This window comes from Streptomyces sp. NPDC001902 (assembly GCF_042891295.1).
In the GTDB taxonomy this organism is placed as follows: Bacteria; Actinomycetota; Actinomycetes; order Streptomycetales; family Streptomycetaceae; genus Actinacidiphila.
In genome coordinates, this window is the sequence record NZ_JBIATA010000002.1 from 557157 (window position 1) to 576392 (window position 19236).

Sequence of the window (19236 nt, forward strand, 5' to 3'; positions counted from 1 at the left end):
CGAGGCTCCCCCGAGGGCCCCGCAGCCGGTCAGCCGGCTGCGGGGCCCTCGGGCGTTCACGGGGCCAGCGCGCGGCCGATCTGCCTGCGGGTGACCGTGTGGCCGACGCACCCCGCGAGCCTGCGCAGCTCGTCCCGGCCGGCGTCACCGTCCAGGCGGGCCAGGGCGCGTATGCCGGCGCCGGCGACGACGGTCTTGACCGGGGGACGTTCGACGAGGGCGCCCAGGACGCGGACGGTCTCCGGGTGGGAAGGCACGGACGGCGACGACAGCAGCCAGGCCAGGCCGCGGACGGCGGTGACGTTCCAGGGGTCGTGGGAGCCGTGGGTGGCCAGCGCGAGCCAGGGGGTGGCGGTGCGGCGTACCGTCTCGGCGTCGACGCCGTCGAGGAGCGCGGCGGCCGCCCGGTCCCAGCGCGCGCTGGGCGCCGGCTTGGCGGCACGCAGATGGGGGATCAGGTGACGCCAGCGGTCGCCGAGTTCCGGCAGCTGCGCCAGGACGCGGTCGGACCAGAGCTCACCGGGGTTGAGGGGCGGCTCGGGGAGGCGGTCGAGCAGCAGCTGCGCCCAGCCGAGGCCCGCGTACGCGGATCTGCGGAGCAGGCCGACCGCCTCGCCGGACAGCGGACGCCCGGCGTCCAGCAGAGCCTCGGCGAGGATGGGCACGTCGTCGCTGATCTGCGTCCACCAGCAGGTCGCCGCCACGCGTTCCAGCATGCTGTTCCACCGCGCGCACCAGGAGTCCTCGGCGAAGCCGCGGGAGACCGCGGCGAGCACGAGCCAGGGTCTTTCGGACTCGTCCGGCACCTTGTGCGGTGCCTCGCCGTGCTCGACGAGGAGACCGGCCAGGGCCATGCGCCGCTCCTGAGGCATCGCCCTCAGCCGGGACACGGCTCCGTGGCCCTCGCAGTCGGCCGCCGACAGCAGGTGCCCGGCCAGCTCGGTCACCTCCCCCTCCGCGGCGAGCCGGGCGATGAACTCGATCCGGCCCTCGTCCTCCCAGGGCGAGCATTCCGGGGTCGTCACACGTTTCACAGTCGGCTCACGATCGTCGGGTCGGTGATCTCCGTGTCGCGGGCGAGGAGCAGAGCCTTGCCGAGGACCACCGACAGCATGGGGTCGCCCTCGAAGGGCAGGGGGCCCGGGACCACGCAGGCGTGGGCGGGCGGGACGACGCACAGGTGGCGGTCGCCCGGGGACATCAGGACGTTGCCGGAACCTATGTGGATCCGGTACGTGTGACGGTCGCCGCGGACGTGCAGGAAACGGCCCTCGACGACGCAGCGTCCGGCGATGGCCAGGCGCGGCACGAGGCGGGACAGCACCTCGCGGCGCGTCTTCGCGCACGGGGTCAGCTCGCCGAAGCCGTAGGACGCCCAGTAGGCCCGGAAGCGGCCGTCGGGGCCGCCGTCCTGCCAGGTGGGGTCGTTGCCGATGCCCGCGGCGCCCACGAAGAGGTCCACGTCGCGCAGGACTTCGCTGAGGACGAGCGGCGGGACGTCGGCGAGCGGGAGCGGATCGGCGGCCCGGTCCCCGGGGGCGTGCAGCGGGAGGAAGCGCACCTGGTCCGTGCCGACGTACAGATGGCTGCCGAAGTGGCCGAAGGCGTCCCCGTCGACGCCCTGGACCCGCAGCTCCGCCCGCAGCCCCCACCGCGGGAGCTCGCGCGTGGCGGGCGGGAAGGCCTCGTCGACCGGCAGGCGCAGGCGGTACCGCCAGCCGCGGGCGGCGGCCAGGGAGGCGAACCGGTGCTGTCTCAGGACGTGGTGCGTGGCGGTGACGCGTGCGGCGTCCGCGAGGCCGTACACCTCGCGGTGGGCCTGCCGGAAGGGCTGCGTGACGCCGTGCCGCTCCAGCCACTCCCGCCAGGCGGCGATCTCCGCGCGGTCGCGCCCCCAGGGATGCCACAGTCCGACGACGTCCTCCCCGCCACCCAGGACCCGCTCTCCCGCGAGGGTGCGCAGGCCGCCGTCGGCCCACCCGCAGGCGACCCCGTCGACCGTCCACAGCAGGCGCCGGACGAGGGTGCCGAGCAGCGGATGGCCCAGCATCCGCTCCCGCCACTCGGAGTACGCCCACGTGCGCCGTTCCGGGAACTGCCGTTCCAGCCATGCGGCCTGCGCCGCCAGCGTCCGGTCGATGTCCCCGACGGTCGCCCTGAGCCGCGTCAGCTCTCCCGCGTGCTCGCGCCGCACGACGGCCGGGGCCCCCTTCAGGGCCTTTCCCGCCGCATTACGCCACCCCAGCACGGCCCGCCCGTCCCGGATCCCCAGTTCCGCGGTGACCCCACCCAGCCGCTGCGCCACCCCGATCCCGTACCCGGGCACGGCCGGCTCCCCCACGTCCCCCCACGCGATCACACTCACCGTCCACCCCCTGTGCGGCGACCCCCGCAGTCCCCATGCCCGCCGAGCGTAGGACCGCCCTCTGACAACGCCCCGTTCGTCCCCCGTTCGGCGCAAGCACCCCCCATGCGCTGGGCCGACCGGTGTCCACAGCGGTGTCCCCGGTTCGGTTGTGGGGGGTCGCAGCTTGTACCGTCCACCCATGGCCGCGACACCCCCCACACCGCCGCGACGTGCCGTCCTCGGACTCGGCGTGGCTGCCGCGCTGCTTCCCGCCGGGAAGGCGGTGGCGGCCGGCAGATCCGTGGTCGGGGGCGAGCGGCTGGGGCGGCACGGGGTGCAGGTGGCGGTGGGGGCGCCGAGGCTGCCGGAGACGAACTCGCTGTCGTGGATCGTCGCGGACGCCGACTCCGGTGCCGTGCTGGCGTCGTACAACGCACACCGGCGGTTGCCGCCGGCGAGCACGCTGAAGATGCTGTTCGCGGACACGCTGCTGCCCCGCTTCGGCCGGCGGACCCGGCACGAGGTGACGCACGCGGACCTGGCGGACATAGGAGCCGGGAGCAGTCTGGTCGGGATCGAGGCGGGGATCACCTACACGGTCGAGCAGCTGTGGCTCGGGGTGTTCCTGCGGTCGGGGAACGACGCGGTGCACGTGCTGTGCTCGATGAACGGCGGGGTGGAGAAGACCGTCCGGGAGATGCGGGCGCAGGCCCGGGAGCTGCAGGCGAACGACACGTACGTGGTGAGTCCGGACGGCTACGACACGCCCGACCAGCTGTCGTCGGCGTACGACCTGACGCTCTTCGCGCGGGCGGGGCTGCGGAACCCGGACTTCAGGTACTACTGCCGCACGCAGGTCGCGCGGTTCCCCGCGGAGAAGGGCGCGACGTTCGAGATCCAGAACACCAACCGCCTGCTGGGTGACTACGACGGCATGATCGGGGTGAAGAACGGCTACACCACCAACGCCGGGAACACCTTCACGGGCGCGGCGGAGCGCGACGGACGGACGCTGCTGGTGACCGTGATGCACCCGGAGTCGGGGTACGACGAGGTGTACCGGGAGGCGGCCGACCTGCTGGACTGGGGGTTCGACGCGGTGGGCCGCGTGGAGCCGGTCGGGGAGCTGGTGCCGACGCTGAGCCAGGTGCGCGCGATGGCCGGGGGGCCTCCCGGTGAAAGCCGCGGCCCGCGGCCCGCGGCGGCGGGGGACGCGTCGAAGGGTTCCTCGTGGTTCGGACCGGCCGTGGAGACCGTCCTGGTGGCGGCGGTCGCGGCCTTCGTCCTGGCGATCAGGCGCCGCCCCCTGCCGCAGCGGGCGGCGGCCAGGGGGGACGCCGGGCGGCGCGGGCGCGGCTCGAGCCGCGCCCGCTGAGGTCGCCGTCCCGCGGCCGGGGTACGCCGCTCACCCGGCGAAGGTCCCGTAGGCGGCGACGACCAGCGCCAGCAACCCGGTGAGCGCCGCCACGGCGGGCAGCGGCCAGCGGGAACGTTCCAGCGCCTCGATGCGCTCCTCGTGCTCGCCCAGCACCTTGTCGGTCTGGTCGGCGCGCTGCAGGAGCAGGGCGAGATCACCCCGCGTGGTGGCGAAGCCGACGTCGACGGAGCGGCGCAGGCGTTCGAGTTCGAGGGCGACCCCGAGGGTGCCTTCCTGATGCGTGGTCATCTGCCTCACCGCCTCAGCCAGGAGGGCAGCAGCCGCTCCACGGCGTCGAGGGACATCACGCGGGTGACGGCGGCCGCGACCGCGAGCACGGTGCAGGCGCCCGGCCAGGCCGCGTCGACCAGCAGCGGCGCGGCGGCGGCGAGGGCGACGCCGGTCTGGACGAGGGTGCGGACGGTACGGCGGTCGGCGTCGGTCATGTGGTCTCCTTCCTCTTCGGGACGTGCAGTCCGTCCCAACTGGTGCGGCCGGGGATGCCGTCGGCGTCCGCGCCGCCGTAGCCGAGCTTGCGCTGCCAGGCGGCGTAGGAGCGGCGGTCGGCTTCGGTCCACTCCGGCCCGGGCCCTTGCCGGTAGCGGCCGCAGCCGACGGCGACGAGGCGCCGGCCCATCGCCGTGACGACGTCGCTGCGACGGCCGGGCCGGAAGAAGGCGGCGCCCGGGAAGGGCTCGTACGTCCGCGCGGGCGGGGTTCCGAGCCGCTTGGCGACGCGCTCCCGCATGGCCGGCATCGGGAAGCTCGGATCGATCTTCCGTCTCGTCCATTCCTTGTGCCCGATGACGTGGCCGGCGTTCCAGCCGTGCACCCGGCACAGGGCGACGGCGGTCCTCTCCACGGCCGTCAACTGGGCGGCGGGGTAGGGGTCGCGGCCATCGCCCAGGTTCTCGATCTCGAACCCGTAGAAGTGGGCGTTGCCGTCGACGGCGTCGGCACCTGGCTTCGCGGGCAGCGGGCGGCCGGCGCGGACGGCGTCGTACACGGCGCTCGAACCGCTGCCGGCGTGGTTGGTGCGCCCGTACCCGACCAGGTGCACGGTGCCGTCCTTGGCGATGACGCCGATGCACAGGGGTCCTGGCAGGTCGGCGCGGCCGGTCCGGCACAGCGCCACGCTGTCCCGGCCGGCGGTGTGATGCAGCATCACCCCGTGCACCTGGCCCCAGGCGGCGACGGCGTTGCGGTTGTGGGTGCGCCAGTCGCCGTGTCCGGCGACGGTGACGCCTTCGGCATCGAGAGCGGCCAGGAATGCCGTCGCGGAGACGGGTGTGGCCATGGTTCCTCCTCTGATCGGTGGGACGGTGGGACGGGGGAACTGGGGACGGGGACGGGAACGCCGAAGCCCCGGGCCGCCGTGTGCACGGCGGCCCGGGGCCCGGGGCTCGGGGGCGGACGGTCCTACAGCAGCGGGTCGATCCGGATGAAGCGGGTGTCGAAGCTGGCCGTGCTGGACGCGTTGCCGGAGCGGTAGGCGGGTGTGGCGGTGTAGCCGGTGCCCGCCGTGAGGCCGGTCACGAGGAACTGGCTGGACGACGAACCCCGGCCGGTGTTGGTGACCAGTGCCGCCCGGTCGTCGCTGGTGGCGAGGATCACCGCGTTGTCCGAGGCTCTGCGGACCGTGGCGGACATGTAGGAGCTGTACGCCCCCGAGCTCCACATGTAGGCGCCCACCGTCACGATGACCTGGCCGGAGGCGGGCGCCGTGAAGGCGGCCGCCATGGGGTCGCCGACCGCGTCGGTCAGGGTCTCCGCGTAGGTCGTCGAGTTCGTGGTGCCGCCGTCCACGTTCACCCGGAACACCGGGACGGCTCCCACCGGCGCCCAGACGGTACCGGTGTACTGCACCAGCCGGCCGGGGGTCGTCAGCCAGGCGACCATGCCGGCCACGGGTGCCGTGACCTTGGCGTCGCGCGACGCCGCGTCGGCGAAGCGCATCACGGTACGGCCGTCCACGCCCTCCGCGAGCGCCCTGAGGTTCGCGGGCAGGTCGGCGGCGTCGGTGGCCTGGGGGTAGGGGAGATTGCTGATCGGGGTGTACTGCGTGCTCACGCGGTGGCCTCCGCTGCGGGCTCGGGTACGCCGCCGCCTTCGGCGGTGTACGGGGACGGGGTGGCTTCCTCCTCCTCGCCGGAGCCGTGCGGGAACGGCGGGTCCGGCGGCTCCGGTTCCCCCTCCGGCGGCAGGCCGTCGCTGACCGTGACGGCGACCGGAAGGTCCGGTCCGGGGTCCGCGGCCGCGCCGACGCCGAGGTATCCGGCGAGTTCCGTCGTCACCGTGTCGGCCAGCTGACGGAACTGAACGTCCGTCAGGGTGACGGGGCCGGATCCGGGGGTGTTCTCAGGCATGGGTGCCCTCCTTGATGTCGCGCCAGGTCCGGCCGCCGGCCTTCACCTCGGCGAGGGTCGGGTACGCGGCCGCCACCTGGGCGTACGTCTGCCACACCTCCGCCACCGGCGCTGCCGGGACGTCGGGGGTCAGCCCGGAGTCCGCGGGGACCCCGTTGGGCACGGTCCCGCGCAGGGTCAGGGTCTGCCGCACCCCGCCGGCCGCCGTCGCCCCGGTCTTGATCCCGGTGACCCAGGCCAGGGTGTCCAGTCGGGCGCCGCTGGTGTCGACCAGCCGTACGACGTCGCCGAGCTGGATCCGCGGGTCGGGGAGCACCTCGACGTCGCCGATGACGGGGACGGGGTACTCGCCGGCCTTGCGCATGGCGTCGGCGAGCGACTGCGCGCCCCGCAGGTCCTGCACCCAGTCCGTGGCCTCGGCGGAGTACTCCTGGCGGCCGTGGAACCGTTCGCCGGCACTGCCCGCCACCCAGGAGGTGGCGAAGCGTTCGGCCGGGTCGTCGGCCGGCTTCAGGGTCTCGAGGTGGACGGACGGCTCGCCGGTCTTCGTGACGGTGTACAGCGTCTGCGCGCTGCGGTTGCTGAAGCGCACCACGAGGTAGCCGTCCTCGCGGCGGGTCAGGACGTCGACCGCGCCCTTGACCGCTGTCGCCCCGGCCGCGGGCGATGTCGCGAAGCGCACCGAGGACCCGGAGGTGGTGACGGAGTCGTCATCGGTGAGCGGCGGTCCGATGTCGAACTCCTCCTCGGCCATCACGTAGCTGACCGCGACGGACCGGTTCGCGGGGATCTCCCGGATGGTGCTGTCGTCGTAGACGGTCCCGGTCGCCGCGCCGGTCTTGGACCAGTCCTTGGCGGGCTGGACGCAGTAGTTCCGGCAGGCGTCGATCTCCTCCGTGACGGTCAGCGCGGCGATGTCCCGCACGGTGGTCAGCGTGAGGTCGGCCGCCGTCGGGGGCTGGGCGAACCGGGTGTGGTTGCGCCAGCGGAAGACTCCGTGCTCGTCGAACTCGGCGGTCGCCATGGTCGCCCTGGCGATCTGCGTCAGCACGTCCCACTGCGAGCCCGAGACCCGGGGGACGCAGACCAGCGGGAAGACCGCGTCGTCGAGGACCGCGCCCTTGGTCCAGGTGCCGGACTGGCCGAAGACGCCCGCGGCCGGCATGGCGGCCAGCCCGGAGGTCACCTGCAGCGACTCCACGGCCACGGTGGTGACCAGCCGCACCTGGTCCAGCTCGGCGGACTTCTGGACGCCGGACGGCTGGACGTACGTGGCCGCCGTCCCCAGCAGCTGCGTTCCGTCGGGTGCGGTCAGCCTCGGCTGCACGGTGGGGTACACCGCGGTCCCGGTGCCCGCCGTGTCGAAGAACGCGCCGATGTGCCAGACGCCCCGCTGTGCCCTGATGGCCGGCCATGACCACTCGAAGTACCAGTAGCCCTGGTCCGAGCCCTCGGAGTGGAGGCGGACGGTGCCGGCGACGAAGTCGACGACCAGGCGCAGGGTGCCCGTCGCCGATCCCGTGCGGTTGAGCTGGAGGTGGATCTCCACCGTGTCGCCGATGCCGACGGCGTTGTTGACCCACGCCTCGGCGAACAGCCGGCTGCCCGGCACGGTGACGCGGCTGCGCGGGAACCAGGAGGCCGTCAGGCCCGTGGTCCCCGGCTCCAGCCCGGTGGGCACGAGCGCCATCTCGTGGGGCGCGTCCTGCCTGGTCCAGGTGTAGTTCCGCGGATCGGGCAGCACCTCCGGCTGGCCGTAGGGCGTGGTGAACCCGCCGTGCAGCGTGGCGTGGACGAGGGTGAGCGGCTGCCCCTCGACGAACTCGGGGTAGCGCGCGGGCGGGGAGCTGTGGAGTCCCGCCTGCCGGAGGAGCTCGTCCACGCACCAGGTCGCCGAGGACACCGGGCGCTTCCGGAAGAACCCGATGTACGGCTTCGGCAGGACGGCGGGGCCGCGCAGCCGCTCGGCCCCGTCCAGCGCGGTGACCTTGACGGTGTCGCTGCCGGAGGCCGCGCTGCGGGCCCGGACCGTGCCGCGGAAGGCGGCCAGGTCGTTCCCGCCGAGCCCCGCGGCGTGCACCACGGACTGGCCGGGACGGACGAGGTCTCCCGTGCTCCTGGGCGCCCACGGCGAGTACAGCTGGGGGCCGGACCGGTCGGCTCCGCCCTGCAGGTGTTCGTCCGGGGGGACGGCCGCACCCGAGATCTCGAACTCGGCCTGGGCCGAGGCGCTGCCGGAGAACGCCCGCATCGCCTCCGGCAGGTCGGTCGCGTACGACCGGTCCACGCTCCACGACTGCACCTGGGCGCCGAGGTCCTTGCCGCCGAAGCGGGTGGAGTGGGACGCGGTCCGCTCGCCCTGCGCGAGGGCCGCGCCAAGCGCGTCGTCAGCCCGCTGCACCTGCCACCTCCACCAGGTCGATGCTCACGCCGCGGTACGGCAGCGGCTGGGACGGCACGTCGCTGTACCCGGTGACCGCCATCGCGGGGCAGCCGTCGCCGGGGACGCCGTCGGCGGCGCCGTCGTCGTACGACAGGCAGGCCCCGGCGAGGGCGTAGGTCCCGGCGGCCCCGGGCTTCGCGCAGGGCGTCACGAAGGCCGCGCCCGCCGGCACGGTCCCCGCCACGTAGGCGCCGTTCGCCGACACCGACGACAGGTAGGCACCGGCGGCGTTCTTGAAGTCGAGGTTCACCGCGCACGTCGGCAGGGCGGCGATCGCCGTGGAGGCCCGGAAGGAGATCCGGGTGCCGGGCGCGACGGGGTGGCTGCCCCAGTAGCGGTGGCGCCAGCCGACCTTCGCGGCGGTGTCCGCGGCGGTGAAGGCGAAGACCCCGGGGGAGGCCGGTTCCGTGACGCTCCCCGTTCCGGTGCCCACCACCGGGAGCCACTGGCCGAGCCCTGTGCTCCCCGGCTCGCCCCGGCCGGCCGCCTGCAGCGCGTCCAGCATGTTGGCCGCCGCCGGGTCGAGCAGTGCGACCGGCCCGGCGCCGTCGGTGCGGCGGGCCAGCCGGTCCAGCACCCTGGCCTGCGCGGGCTCCAGCGTGTCCCAGCTCAGCTTGGTCCGGCGGTTGGCGCGCGCGTTGCGCACGACGGTCACCCGGCCGCCGAGCGACGTGAACTCCGACACGCCGAGGTCGGCGCTCCGGTCGAAGCTCCGCGCCGCGCGGTCGATCTCGTACAGCGAACCGGGCGGTCCGATCCACAGGTTCCTGCCCATGTGTCACCTCGTCTCTTGCCGTGAGGGCATGAAAAAGGCCGGCGACACGGTCGCCGGCGTCGAATCCGTACGAAGGGCGGGAGGGGCGCGGCTCAGCGCCGCGCGAGCTGCCGGTTGCCCAGGGCCACGGCCCGCGCGATGGTCTGCGCGTCCACCTGGACGACGACGGGCCGGTCCGCGAGCTTCTCGACGGCCGCCGCCAGCCGCGCCAAGTGCGCCGGCGACCCGCCGCCCGTGCCGAGCATCCGCTCCAGCCTGCTGAGCGGGATGACCGCCTCGGCCTCGCCGCCCTCACCGACCACCGCCAGCGTGCCGCCGCTCCGGGCGGGGACGACACCGCCCTGGGCGAGGGCGGGGATGTTGGGGATCTGCGGGATGTGGATCGAGAAGGACTTGCCACCGATCACCGGCACCCAGCCCGGGATCGACACGTGGACCCGGTTCAACGCGGAGATCATGTGGTTGATGCCGCTGACGTACGCGCGGGGCAGCGCGGTGAAGGCGTTGATGATGCCCTTCAGCACGGACTTGATCGGGCCCGCGTGGGACCTGATGGCGCCGAGGATGGCGTTCCAGGCCCACTTCACGCCCTTGGCCAGGGCGGCGGACACCTTGTCCATGTTGATGAACTGGGAAATGATCGGCGCGAGCAGTGCCATGACGAGCCCGAACGGGTTCGCCGCCATCGCGAGGTTGAGCCCCCGCTGCGCGAGCGAGGCCCCTTTGACCCCCTTGCCGAGGCTCCCCATGGACTTCCCGCCGCGGTCGGCGTTCTTGCCGGCCTTCCCGACGGACTTCTCGACGGCGTCGGACTGCCGCTTGACCTCACGCAAGGCCCCCTCGGCCTTGCCGGAGGCGCCCTTGAGCCTGTCGAGGGAGGCCCTGAACTTGTCGGTGCTCCCGCGGGACTTGCCGAGTGAGCTGTCGGCTCCGACCGCGGACGCTTTCACCTTGTCGAGGCCGGAGCCGCCGCCGGCCGCCGCCGACTTCATTCTGCCGAGCGAGGTGTTCAGCCGGTCCGAGCCGCCGCGGATCCTGTCCAGCGAGGGGCCGGCCCCGGCTGTCGAGGACTGGATCTGCCGTGCGGCCGTGGCCGCTTGGGAAGCCGCGCCCCGAAATCGGGCCAGCGATCCCGCGGCCGTGTTCGCGCTTCGCGAAAGAGACATGGGGACTCCAGGTTGTTTCAGGCCATCTGGCGTGCGGCGCCGTTCAATTCCTTGGTGAGATCACTGAGAGATCTGGACAGGGCGATCGACGCACTCCGCATGGATTTCACTCGCTCCACATCGATGCTTTCCACCGGGGCTCGCACCGCCGGCTCCGCGTTCTTCTTCCGGCGCGGAATTCCGTTCTCGTCGTGCTCGATCCGGACCTTCCCCAAAAGGGAAGCCTTCACTTTGTCCGCGTCAAAGAGCGTGCTGACGGCGAAGCCGCCCACGATCGCCGCGAGTGCCGACCAGGCCGCCACCGAGTCGGCCTTGAAGTCCTGGAGGCCCTTGACCACTTCATCCAATCCGAAGCCGATCGCCTTGGCCCAGTTCTCCGCCTGGGTAGGCTCTTCCTTCGCGTCCTTGAACTTCTGGTCGAGATATTCCTTGGTAAGCCCCCCGCCCTTCTGCTCCTTGAACTTTCCGTCGATGTAAGCCTGGGTGGCAACACCACCCCCCGTCTCGAGTTTGCCCTTTATGTCGGCTACTCGGCTGTACACCTCGTCGATCGAGTGATTCGCCATGACGGCACCTTCCTCGCGGTAATGATGGGCGCCCAGGGGGCACTTGACACACGCAACCGGCAACCCCAGACTGGAGCGTCGTTCATTCGGCAAGCCTTTGAGATTCCCACAAGGGGGGAAATGTACGGCCCGGCGATTCCGGTGTCCGTTCTGTCAGCCTTTGCTCTCTGGCTGTCATTGCGGATCTTCCGAGGGGGGCGCGCGCTGAGGAAGCGCGGGATCCGGACCACGGCAACGTGCGTGAACACGGGAGGCGGCCCGAACGGGAGTGTTCAGCTCATGGTGCAGTTCACCACGGACACCGGTGAAGCCGTTCGGACCAGCATCGGCCCCTTCAATTTCCCACCCGTCCGCACAGGCGGACTTCTTGAAGTGGTCTACGACCCGCAGGAGCCGGTCAACGTCGAGACCCCGGACCGGCTGACGAACGGCAGGGTGGCACTGGCTTTCGTCGTCGGCTCCGCGACCGCGCTCCTCCTCTCGCTGGCGCTGATCGTCTTGGGCTAGTGCTCCGGAGCCCCACGCCGGCTCGTACGTGTCGGTGGACTGCGGACACGGGAGCGCGCCGAGCGCCGTGTGACGGGTCACGGATGGACCGGCCCCTCAGGCGAAGAAACGGATCAACTGCGCGGGCGTGGGGTTCCCGGGAACCGGCGACGGCTCCTCGTCCCCGCCCGGACCGGCCCCGGCGCCCGGGCGTGGGACGGGCCGGGGGTACTCCAGCGCCTCCGCGTCCTCGTCGCGGTTCACGGTGGCGAACATCCAGTTGGCCTCGGCGAGGTGGTCGACCACGTTGGCGAGCAGGTGGTCGCCCACCGACCAGTCGGCGGCCTCCCCGTGGACGCCGCGCAGGGTCGCGCTGTCGCGTGGCAGGTGCCGGACCAGCACCGCGAGCCGGCGGGAGGACAGCCGGCCGCGGTGCCAGTCCAGCAGGTCCACGCCGTAGTGGCGGAGCAGGTCCGCCTCGAGCGCCTCGGCGTGTTCGTCGACGAACCCGCCGAGGCTCAGCCTTCCCCCAGGCCGAGCCCCGTCTCCTTGCCGTAGGCCTCCAGGATGGCCGCGATGTCCTGCATCGTGACCTCGTGTCGGTCGAAGCGCCCGAACTGCCGCTCGCCCAGCAGCAGCTGGAGCAGCCCGTCCACGTCGTTGTCGTCCAGGGCCCGCAGCTCGCGGGCCGTGGAGCGGGTGAGCTCGGTGGGGAGCTCGAAGGTGTCACCGTCGACGGTGAAGGTCCAGGAACGGCCGAGCGCCTCCAGGCGCTGGGCGCGGGCGGCGCTGACGTCGAAACCGGCCATGCTGCATCCCCTCTGAGATGGGTGGGTGGTGTACCGGGACTGTGCGAAAGGGCCCGGGGCCGGTGGCGCGGCGCCACCGGCCCCGGCGGTCGGACGGGGCGTCTACGCGTAGGAGGCGTCCTTCATGAGGATGGTGGCCAGCGGCTTGACGTCGTCCACGGCGAGCGCGGTGAAGGTGACGCCGAGCTTGACCGACGAGGTGCGGTTGAGCGTGATCTCCTCGGTCTCGGTCACCTGGCCGCGCGGGATCACGAAGCGGTACGTGACGTTGGCGCCGTCGCTGAACTCGATGCCCATCGCCTTCTCGTTGAACTTCGGCGCGCCCGCCAGGTCGTACTTCCACTCCGTGCCGGAGGCGGCCACGGCGTCGCCGCCCATGAAGAAGGGCAGGGTGTCCTCGTTGAGCTGCAGCAGCTGGAACTTCACGCTCAGGTCGCGGTCGGAGTAGATGAACCGCGCCGGGCTGACGGACTGCCAGGTCTCGACCGGGTCGAGCTTGTCCTTCTTGTTGAACTTGATGCCGTCGGGCGAGGTGTAGCCGAGGTCCTTCCAGGCGGCCGCCCAGGCGACGACGGTGTCGGCCGGGGCGGCGGTGCCGACGGGGGCGACGAGGATGCGGCCGGTGCCGGCGACGCGGATCTCGGAAGAGTTGTTGCCTGCCATGCTGGACTCCTTGTCGGGGATGCGGACATGACGAAGGCCCCGCCGGACGGCAGGGCCTGATCAGGGGTGGGCGCCTGGGACGCTCAGGCGGGCCGGATGTACAGCCGCGTCGTGGAGTAGTAGCGGTTCGCGGCGGCCCGGTTCCAGTCGGGCAGCCAGCGCGGGCCGTCGGCCTCGACGACGTCGGTGACGACGGCCGTCCCGTAGGTCGTGGCCCGCAGCGCCTGCACGGCGGACCGGGCGGACAGGGCCAGGGTGTGGGCGGCCGTCTTGGTCGGGCCGTAGACCTCCAGGTCGACCAGCGGCTGGTCCAGGTGCGCGTCGTCGATCCAGACCCCTCCCGCGCGGGAGACCAGCACGACCGGCTGGGTGCCGTCGAAGCCGGCGGGCGCGGCGTTGTCGACGGTCGCTCCGGTCAGTTCGGGGCGGGCCTTCAGGAAGTCGACGACCAGCTTCTCCACATCGGGGAAGACGGGCGGACTGGGCAAGGGTTTCTGCTCCCTTCGGACGGTGGCGGCGGCTTCGCGGTGCGAGCGGTGGGCCGCCGTCCAGCACGAAGCGGCGGTCCGTCACCCGGTCCCGGGCACAGCTCCGCCGCTGCATCCATCGTGACTGATTGCGCTCGCGCTCGCAACTTGAATCCTGTCCGCAATGGCTGGATCCGTGGCCCGAAGCGTGCCGCCCGAGGATTGGCGGCACCCGAAAGTGGTGAACACGTGTTTGAAGGACGTCTGGGTCCGGCGACGCTCGACCGCCGCTCGGCACCAGGTCGCAACGGGGAGGGAGTGCCGTGCCAGGCACGGAGGACATGCACGAACCGGTGGAGCACCGGGCGCGGGAGCGCACGCAGGAACACGCACAGGAACAGACCCGGCCGGCCGCTCCGCCAGCCGCCCGGACGCTGACGGAGGAGGAGGCCCGAGGGCTCATCGAGGAGATCGTCCAGGCGTGCCTGCCCGAGGGTCTCGTGGCGGTCACCCGCTCCCACCTGGAGGAAATCACTCTGCGCGCCTACGCCCACGGCTGGCAGGACGCGATGGGCCAGTACGAGGAGGAAGCCGAGACGGAGCGGGAGGACGGCGTCGCCCGTCCCCGGCCGGGGGACTTTCCACGGCTCGTGAGCCCGGCGGCCGACACGGCGTCCGCCCCGCCGGGACCGGCACCGGCTTCCCGGCCGCGGCGCCCGCGCCGTCCGCCCCGGGGTCTGCCGGGGGCGGGCATGACCTGAGGCCGGCCGGTCCCCGGACATGACGCCGCCCCGCGCACCTCCTCGGGTACGCGGGGCGATGCAGGGAGTTGTCGTGACGTCAGGCGCACCGCGTGGGCGCTTTCCGGCCACGCGCCACCCGCTCGGCGGCGAACACGTCCTCCAGCCGGTACAGGCTCGCCCGGCCGCTGCGGCCGGCCGCGGCCAGGTGCCCGAGCTGCACCCACTTGCGGACTGTGGCCGGGACGACCCCCGTCTCCCGTGCGGCGGACTCGCCGTTGATCAGCGTCGGGCCGGGGTACCGCGCGCCGTTCACACGGCCTCCCGGTCCACCAGGCCGGCGATCGCCGCGGGATCCAGGGGAAGTTGCCCCCATGCGGTCTCGGCCCAGGTGTGACGGTGCGCCGGGTCGTCCGCGCAGCCGCAGTCCTCGTCGGTGCAGCGGCACCCGGGGTTCACGCAGAGCACGGCCCTGCGGGCGGGAAGGGCCCGCAACGAGACCGAGTCGCACCAGGGGCAGCGTCCGTCCACCCGGACCAGGACCTCGGTCTCCCCCAGCACCGCACCGCAGCGGCGGGCCATGCGCCGGCATTCGTCGAGGACGTGCGCGGCCAGGACGGGATGCTCGGCGACCCGGTCGAGCAGGCCCGCGATCCGGCCCAGCCGCTCGGGGACGGGGGCGCGGCGGGCACGGCCGAGGCCGAGCTTGTCCCGGACGGCCTCCTCCAGTTCGACGACGCCGTCGGTGATGTCCCGCAGGGCGTCGGACACATGGAGCCGCAGCGGTGCGGCGCCCCCGCCGAGCACCCACTCGCGGTCGGTCCGCTCCTCCCGGTCGCGTTCCGCGAGCGACCGCAGCGCCTGCGGTGTGAGGGGGTCCCTGGACGCGGCCGAGGAGCCGGGACTGCCGGGAACGAGTTCGCGGACGAGCTCGGGGAACTGGCGCCGGAGGATGTCGAGCCACCGGACGGCCCGGGCGGTGTGCTCGGTGGCGAGGTTGCAGGTCACTTGACGATTCCTTTCGTTGCGGACGGCGGTCCCGGGACTCACGCGGACAGGCCGGGCGCCGGCGCCGGCGCGATCACCCGGCCGTTGCGCCACAGGCGGCCCGCGCAGACGCCGTCGAACCAGTTGTGCTCGGGGTCGACGACCTCCTCGCACACCGCGCGGATCGGGCACCGGCCGCAGGCGAGCAGCGCCGGCAGCGCCTCCCGGGCGTGCCGGGCGAAGACCACGGAGGGCGGCAGACCGGCACAGGCGGGGGCTTGCGGGGGCTGAGGTTCACAGGGGGAACGTAAGGACACGACGGTCGGACCCTCCGACGGTTGACGTTGTGAATTCGAACATACTTTCGCATGTTGCGAACGCGCACGCAACAAATTTGTTCCCGGCGCAGGCCTGTGACACATACCTTCGGAATATGCCCGGCACCCCGTGGACCTGGGCGTCCTGAACACGGGATCTTCACCGATGCGATCGCGCAACGGTACATTTCGTGCGCGCACGCTGGTTATCGTGAAGAAGCGAGAGGGAGGAGCCCCACAGGTGCCGAGCGATGCCGACCACATCGAAGACTTCGCCGACTGGATCGAAGGCCTCATGCGCGGCCGGGGGTACGACATCGACAGCCCGCGCGGGGGCGGCAAGTCGAAGCTCGCGGACGACGCCGGGGTGCACCGCGCCGCCATCACACGGCTCCTGCAGCGGCAGAGCATGCCGGATCTGGAGACGATGCGCGGGCTCGCCCGTGCGCTCGGCATCCCCGTGCGCGACGTGCTCGTCCGGTCGGGCAAGCTGAGCGAGGACGACCTTCCCCGGCCGGACGTCCACGCTTCGGGCGCCGGCCCCGCGGGACCCCGGATGACCGCCGCGCAGGCGGCGGACGCCCTGGGCATCCCCGAACATCTGAAGGCGGCGTTCATCCAGGTGACGGAGCAGTTCACGCGCCCCGACCGCGCCGCGGACCTGGGAGCGGGGGACCGCGCGACGGGCTGAGCGTCAGTTGCGGGCGACCCAGACCTGGTTGAGCTGCTCCTGGTAGTAGAAGGAGGTCAGCCCGAACGCGGGGGCCAGCAGCAGCCCCTTGAGGCCGGAGACCGTGTCGTGGAGGCCCGCGCGGCGCTGGGCGCGGGCGATGCGGCAGCCGGTGTTGTAGAGCGAGACGACGGCGGGCACGAGCAGCAGCGCGCCCAGACTGACGGCGAGCACCGCGAGGGCGGGCCGGACCTTGATGCCGGGGTCGAACTCCCGCAGTTCCTTGTTGGCCCGGTAGTACCAGACGAGCCAGTACACGCCGAAGGTGAGGGGCCCCAGGAGCCAGACGGCCCCGGGGCGGCGCATGTCGCCGGACGGCGTGGCGAGTCCCACGCCCCCGGAGACGGGGAAGCCCGGGAAGGGTCCCCGCGGGTAGGGGAGGGTCCGGTAGCGGTCCTCGTCGAACATGCTGCCCCCAGGTCGGGCCTTCGGCCGTGGACGGAGCGGTTGCGTGCCGAAGAGAAGGTAAAGCTACTCGGCGGTTCGGCGGCCTGTCAGCGGGGAACGCTCACAAATTTCGCACAGGATGTCGGATCTTCCCGGATCCTGTGTTCAGCCGTCCTCCGCCACCACCATGACGCGTCGCAGCAGGTCGGAGAGGTACCGGCGTTCGTCGGCGTCGAGGGTCCCCAGCAGCCGGTACTCCTCGTGGCCGAGGACGTCCATGGCGCCGAGCCAGGTGGCGCGGCCGTCGTCGGTGAGCTCGACGTCGACGCGCCGGCGGTCGGCGGTGGAGTGGGTGCGCCGGACGTGGCCGCGGGCCTCCAGCGCGTCGAGGCGGCCGGTGACGGACGCGGGGGCCAGGTCGAGGTCCGCGGCGAGTTCGGACGGGGCGGCGCGGCCGCCGCGCCCGGCGAGGGCGTGCAGGGTGTCGAACTCGTGCCGCTGCAGGCCGAAGTCGACCAGCGACTGTTCGCGGACCTTGCGCAGGTGGCTGGTGACGAGCTTCATGCGGGTGACAGCGCCCTCGATGTCGGGGTCGAGGTCCGGCAGGAGGGGCAGCCAGCGCTCCACGTGCCCGTCGGTCCAGTCCCGTTCCACCGGGGCTCCCACGGTGCCGGAGTCGGCGTCTGCATCCATGGCCGAATCCTACGGCGCAGTATATTTCGATGGCGAATGATTCGGCACCGAAATACATTGCGGTGCCATGACACCCACGCATCCCCTCCGGCTCCGCGGCTTCCGGCTGCTGTTCGCCGGACGCACGCTGTCCCTGCTCGGCGACGGGGTCGTGCCCGCCGCACTGGTCATCGCCGTGACCAGGGCGACCGGCGACGTCTCGGCCCTCGCCCTCGTCCTGGCCTGCGCAATGGTGCCCAAGCTGCTGCTCCTGCCGCTCGGAGGGGTGGTCGCGGACCGCTTCGACGCCCGGCGCGTGGCGCTCCTCACCGACCTCGTACGCTGCGCCGCCCAGCTCTTCGTCGGGCTGGAACTGCTCGGCGGCGACCCGTCGCTGGCGCCCATCGCGCTCGCCGAGGCGGTGGGCGGCACCGCCTCGGCCTTCGCGATGCCGACCCAGTCGCCGCTGGTCGCCGGCACGGTGACCGACGGGGCGGCACGGCAGCGGGCCAACGCCCTGATGGGCGTGGCGAACAGCGCGACCCGGCTGTGCGGCCCGGCCCTGGCCGCGGCGCTGATCTGGGCGGCCGGGCCGGGCCTGGCCTTCGTGCTGGATGCGGCCTCCTTCGCGGTGAGCGCCGCGCTCCTGGCGGTGCTGCGGATCGAGCGGACGCCGCTGCCGCGCGCGTCGATGCTCGCGGACCTCAAGGAGGGCTGGAGCGAGGTCCGTTCCCGCGACTGGTACTGGACGAGCCTGGTCGCGCACGCCGTGTGGAACGGAACCGCCGCGGTCCTGACCACCCTCGGTCCGGCCGTCGCGATCCACCGGCTCGGCGGCGAGGGCGTGTGGTTCTGGGTCCTGGAGGCCGGGGCGGTCGGCCTCGTCCTCGGCTCCCTGCTGGCCGCGCGGGCCCGTCCCCGCCGTCCCGTGCTCGTGGCCAACCTGGGCCTGGCGACGTACGCGCTGCCGCTGGTCCTGCTGGCCGTCGCCGCACCGGCCCCGCTGCTCGTCGCGGCGTACGGCCTGGCGCTGGCCGCGCTCGGCTACCTCAACCCGGTCTGGGAGACGGTCGTCCAGCAGCAGGTGCCGCCGCGGGCACTGGCCCGGGTGACCTCGTACGACTGGCTGCTGTCGCTCGCCGCGATGCCCGTGGGCTACGCGCTGGCCCCGCTCGCCGCGAACCTGTGGGGCTCGGCGGTCCCGCTGGCGGTGTCGGCGGCGCTGGTGGCGGCCGCCTGCCTGGCGACCGCAGCGGTGCCCGCGGTGCGGGCGATCGGGACCCAGGTCCCCGCGGAGCCGGCCGTGCCCGCTCCATCGGCCGACCGGACGGCGAAGGGCTGACGGCGGAGGGCCGGCGGCGGAGGGCCGCGGCGTACCCGCCCCACGGCCCCTGCGGGCCACCGCACTTGTCGCTTGAACATGTTCAAAAACAGGTCTACAGTCATCGGCAACGGGTTTTGAACACGTTCGAAAAGGGTGGGACCCATGGACCTCACGGTCGTCGCATACGTCATCTACCTGCTCGTCAGCGTCGCGCTGACGGTGTGGGTGGCCCGGACCCTCAGCCGGGCCGGCAAGGTCTTCCTCGAAGACGTGCTCCACGGCAACGAGAAGCTGGCCGACGCCGTCAACCACCTTCTGGTGGTCGGCTTCTACCTCGTGAACCTCGGCTTCGTGGCGCTGTACCTGAAGAACGCCGACCGGGTCGGGAACGCCCGCGAACTCTTCGAGGCGCTGTCGGTCAAGCTCGGTGTCGTCCTGCTCGTCCTCGGGGTGCTGCACCTGTGCAACGTGTACGTCCTCAACAAGATCCGCCGCCGGGGCGTCATGGACCGCGAGCAGATCCCGCCCGTCCGCCCGCAGGGCTGGACCGCCCCCGCGCAGCCGGGCGCGTGAC

Annotated in this window: 26 protein-coding genes; 6 read left to right on the forward strand and 20 right to left on the reverse strand. The window is 72.8% G+C overall.

Annotated elements, in window-relative coordinates:
• Nucleotides 1–56 precede the first annotated feature (56 nt).
• Nucleotides 57–1025, reverse strand: a complete 969-nt coding sequence (locus tag ACFYYN_RS05845) for a hypothetical protein (RefSeq protein ID WP_500544783.1) — start codon at nucleotides 1023–1025, stop codon at nucleotides 57–59.
• A gap of 5 nt (nucleotides 1026–1030) precedes the next feature.
• Complete coding sequence (locus ACFYYN_RS05850; RefSeq protein ID WP_500544784.1) at nucleotides 1031–2326, reverse strand: DUF4132 domain-containing protein; 1296 nt, start codon at nucleotides 2324–2326, stop codon at nucleotides 1031–1033.
• 220 nt (nucleotides 2327–2546) lie between these two features.
• Here ACFYYN_RS05850 and ACFYYN_RS05855 point away from each other — a divergent pair, with 220 nt between their 5' ends.
• Entirely contained in the window at nucleotides 2547–3722 is a 1176-nt protein-coding gene (locus tag ACFYYN_RS05855) for a D-alanyl-D-alanine carboxypeptidase family protein (RefSeq protein ID WP_500544785.1), read from the forward strand.
• A 30-nt stretch (nucleotides 3723–3752) separates the two neighbouring features.
• Here ACFYYN_RS05855 and ACFYYN_RS05860 read toward each other — a convergent pair whose 3' ends face one another.
• From ACFYYN_RS05860 to ACFYYN_RS05900, 9 genes are all read right to left on the reverse strand, one after another.
• On the reverse strand, nucleotides 3753–4013 hold the full coding sequence (locus ACFYYN_RS05860) for a hypothetical protein (RefSeq protein ID WP_500544786.1): 261 nt from the start codon (nucleotides 4011–4013) through the stop codon (nucleotides 3753–3755).
• Between the two features lie 5 nt (nucleotides 4014–4018).
• The gene (locus ACFYYN_RS05865; protein ID WP_499513575.1) at nucleotides 4019–4210 is read right to left on the reverse strand and encodes a hypothetical protein; all 192 of its coding nucleotides are present in this window, start codon (nucleotides 4208–4210) and stop codon (nucleotides 4019–4021) included.
• Nucleotides 4207–5061, reverse strand: a complete 855-nt coding sequence (locus ACFYYN_RS05870; RefSeq protein ID WP_500544787.1) for a peptidoglycan-binding protein — start codon at nucleotides 5059–5061, stop codon at nucleotides 4207–4209. The genes ACFYYN_RS05865 and ACFYYN_RS05870 overlap by 4 nt, the downstream gene beginning before the upstream one ends.
• A gap of 122 nt (nucleotides 5062–5183) precedes the next feature.
• A complete protein-coding gene (locus ACFYYN_RS05875; RefSeq protein WP_500326595.1) occupies nucleotides 5184–5834 on the reverse strand; it encodes a hypothetical protein in 651 nt (216 codons plus the stop codon).
• Nucleotides 5831–6130, reverse strand: coding sequence for a hypothetical protein (locus ACFYYN_RS05880; protein ID WP_500544788.1), 300 nt, complete (start codon nucleotides 6128–6130; stop codon nucleotides 5831–5833). Before ACFYYN_RS05880 ends, ACFYYN_RS05875 begins: the two co-directional genes overlap by 4 nt.
• Nucleotides 6123–8531, reverse strand: coding sequence for a hypothetical protein (locus tag ACFYYN_RS05885; protein ID WP_500544789.1), 2409 nt, complete (start codon nucleotides 8529–8531; stop codon nucleotides 6123–6125). The genes ACFYYN_RS05880 and ACFYYN_RS05885 overlap by 8 nt, the downstream gene beginning before the upstream one ends.
• The gene (locus tag ACFYYN_RS05890; protein WP_499513570.1) at nucleotides 8518–9348 is read right to left on the reverse strand and encodes a hypothetical protein; all 831 of its coding nucleotides are present in this window, start codon (nucleotides 9346–9348) and stop codon (nucleotides 8518–8520) included. The genes ACFYYN_RS05885 and ACFYYN_RS05890 overlap by 14 nt, the downstream gene beginning before the upstream one ends.
• A 92-nt stretch (nucleotides 9349–9440) precedes the next feature.
• Entirely contained in the window at nucleotides 9441–10514 is a 1074-nt protein-coding gene (locus tag ACFYYN_RS05895; protein WP_500359935.1) for a hypothetical protein, read from the reverse strand.
• Between the two features lie 17 nt (nucleotides 10515–10531).
• Complete coding sequence (locus tag ACFYYN_RS05900) at nucleotides 10532–11080, reverse strand: hypothetical protein (RefSeq protein WP_500544790.1); 549 nt, start codon at nucleotides 11078–11080, stop codon at nucleotides 10532–10534.
• Nucleotides 11081–11359: 279 nt separating this feature from the next.
• On the opposite strand from ACFYYN_RS05900, the gene ACFYYN_RS05905 reads away from it, so the two are divergent.
• On the forward strand, nucleotides 11360–11587 hold the full coding sequence (locus tag ACFYYN_RS05905; protein WP_500326584.1) for a hypothetical protein: 228 nt from the start codon (nucleotides 11360–11362) through the stop codon (nucleotides 11585–11587).
• A 96-nt stretch (nucleotides 11588–11683) separates the two neighbouring features.
• Here the strand turns inward: ACFYYN_RS05905 and ACFYYN_RS05910 are convergent, their stop codons facing one another.
• From ACFYYN_RS05910 to ACFYYN_RS05925, 4 genes are all read right to left on the reverse strand, one after another.
• On the reverse strand, nucleotides 11684–12019 hold the full coding sequence (locus ACFYYN_RS05910; protein ID WP_500544791.1) for a hypothetical protein: 336 nt from the start codon (nucleotides 12017–12019) through the stop codon (nucleotides 11684–11686).
• A gap of 65 nt (nucleotides 12020–12084) precedes the next feature.
• Nucleotides 12085–12375 carry a hypothetical protein gene (locus ACFYYN_RS05915; protein WP_500326580.1) on the reverse strand — a complete coding sequence of 97 codons (291 nt, stop codon included), beginning with the start codon at nucleotides 12373–12375 and terminating at the stop codon, nucleotides 12085–12087.
• Nucleotides 12376–12477: 102 nt separating this feature from the next.
• The gene (locus tag ACFYYN_RS05920; RefSeq protein ID WP_500326578.1) at nucleotides 12478–13038 is read right to left on the reverse strand and encodes a phage tail tube protein; all 561 of its coding nucleotides are present in this window, start codon (nucleotides 13036–13038) and stop codon (nucleotides 12478–12480) included.
• An 83-nt stretch (nucleotides 13039–13121) separates the two neighbouring features.
• Entirely contained in the window at nucleotides 13122–13526 is a 405-nt protein-coding gene (locus ACFYYN_RS05925) for a phage tail termination protein (protein WP_500544792.1), read from the reverse strand.
• 302 nt (nucleotides 13527–13828) lie between these two features.
• Here ACFYYN_RS05925 and ACFYYN_RS05930 point away from each other — a divergent pair, with 302 nt between their 5' ends.
• Nucleotides 13829–14266: a hypothetical protein gene (locus ACFYYN_RS05930; RefSeq protein ID WP_500544793.1), complete on the forward strand. Its 438-nt coding sequence runs from the start codon at nucleotides 13829–13831 to the stop codon at nucleotides 14264–14266.
• 79 nt (nucleotides 14267–14345) lie between these two features.
• Here ACFYYN_RS05930 and ACFYYN_RS05935 read toward each other — a convergent pair whose 3' ends face one another.
• From ACFYYN_RS05935 to ACFYYN_RS05945, 3 genes are read right to left on the reverse strand one after another with little or no spacing between them, the layout of a single operon-like run.
• Nucleotides 14346–14561, reverse strand: coding sequence for a hypothetical protein (locus ACFYYN_RS05935; protein ID WP_500544794.1), 216 nt, complete (start codon nucleotides 14559–14561; stop codon nucleotides 14346–14348).
• Complete coding sequence (locus ACFYYN_RS05940) at nucleotides 14558–15253, reverse strand: hypothetical protein (RefSeq protein ID WP_500326573.1); 696 nt, start codon at nucleotides 15251–15253, stop codon at nucleotides 14558–14560. The genes ACFYYN_RS05935 and ACFYYN_RS05940 overlap by 4 nt, the downstream gene beginning before the upstream one ends.
• Before the next feature lie 38 nt (nucleotides 15254–15291).
• Entirely contained in the window at nucleotides 15292–15480 is a 189-nt protein-coding gene (locus ACFYYN_RS05945) for a hypothetical protein (protein ID WP_500544795.1), read from the reverse strand.
• 310 nt (nucleotides 15481–15790) lie between these two features.
• Between ACFYYN_RS05945 and ACFYYN_RS05950 the strand changes: the two genes are divergently transcribed.
• A complete protein-coding gene (locus ACFYYN_RS05950; RefSeq protein WP_500544796.1) occupies nucleotides 15791–16240 on the forward strand; it encodes a helix-turn-helix domain-containing protein in 450 nt (149 codons plus the stop codon).
• A 3-nt stretch (nucleotides 16241–16243) separates the two neighbouring features.
• Here the strand turns inward: ACFYYN_RS05950 and ACFYYN_RS05955 are convergent, their stop codons facing one another.
• Both ACFYYN_RS05955 and ACFYYN_RS05960 read right to left on the reverse strand, forming a co-directional pair.
• Entirely contained in the window at nucleotides 16244–16687 is a 444-nt protein-coding gene (locus tag ACFYYN_RS05955) for a DUF4234 domain-containing protein (RefSeq protein WP_499513557.1), read from the reverse strand.
• A 144-nt stretch (nucleotides 16688–16831) separates the two neighbouring features.
• On the reverse strand, nucleotides 16832–17359 hold the full coding sequence (locus ACFYYN_RS05960; RefSeq protein ID WP_500544797.1) for a MarR family winged helix-turn-helix transcriptional regulator: 528 nt from the start codon (nucleotides 17357–17359) through the stop codon (nucleotides 16832–16834).
• A gap of 67 nt (nucleotides 17360–17426) precedes the next feature.
• Here ACFYYN_RS05960 and ACFYYN_RS05965 point away from each other — a divergent pair, with 67 nt between their 5' ends.
• Both ACFYYN_RS05965 and ACFYYN_RS05970 read left to right on the forward strand, forming a co-directional pair.
• The gene (locus ACFYYN_RS05965; RefSeq protein WP_500544798.1) at nucleotides 17427–18680 is read left to right on the forward strand and encodes an MFS transporter; all 1254 of its coding nucleotides are present in this window, start codon (nucleotides 17427–17429) and stop codon (nucleotides 18678–18680) included.
• A gap of 144 nt (nucleotides 18681–18824) precedes the next feature.
• Nucleotides 18825–19235, forward strand: a complete 411-nt coding sequence (locus ACFYYN_RS05970) for a hypothetical protein (protein WP_500326563.1) — start codon at nucleotides 18825–18827, stop codon at nucleotides 19233–19235.
• Nucleotide 19236 lies beyond the last annotated feature (1 nt).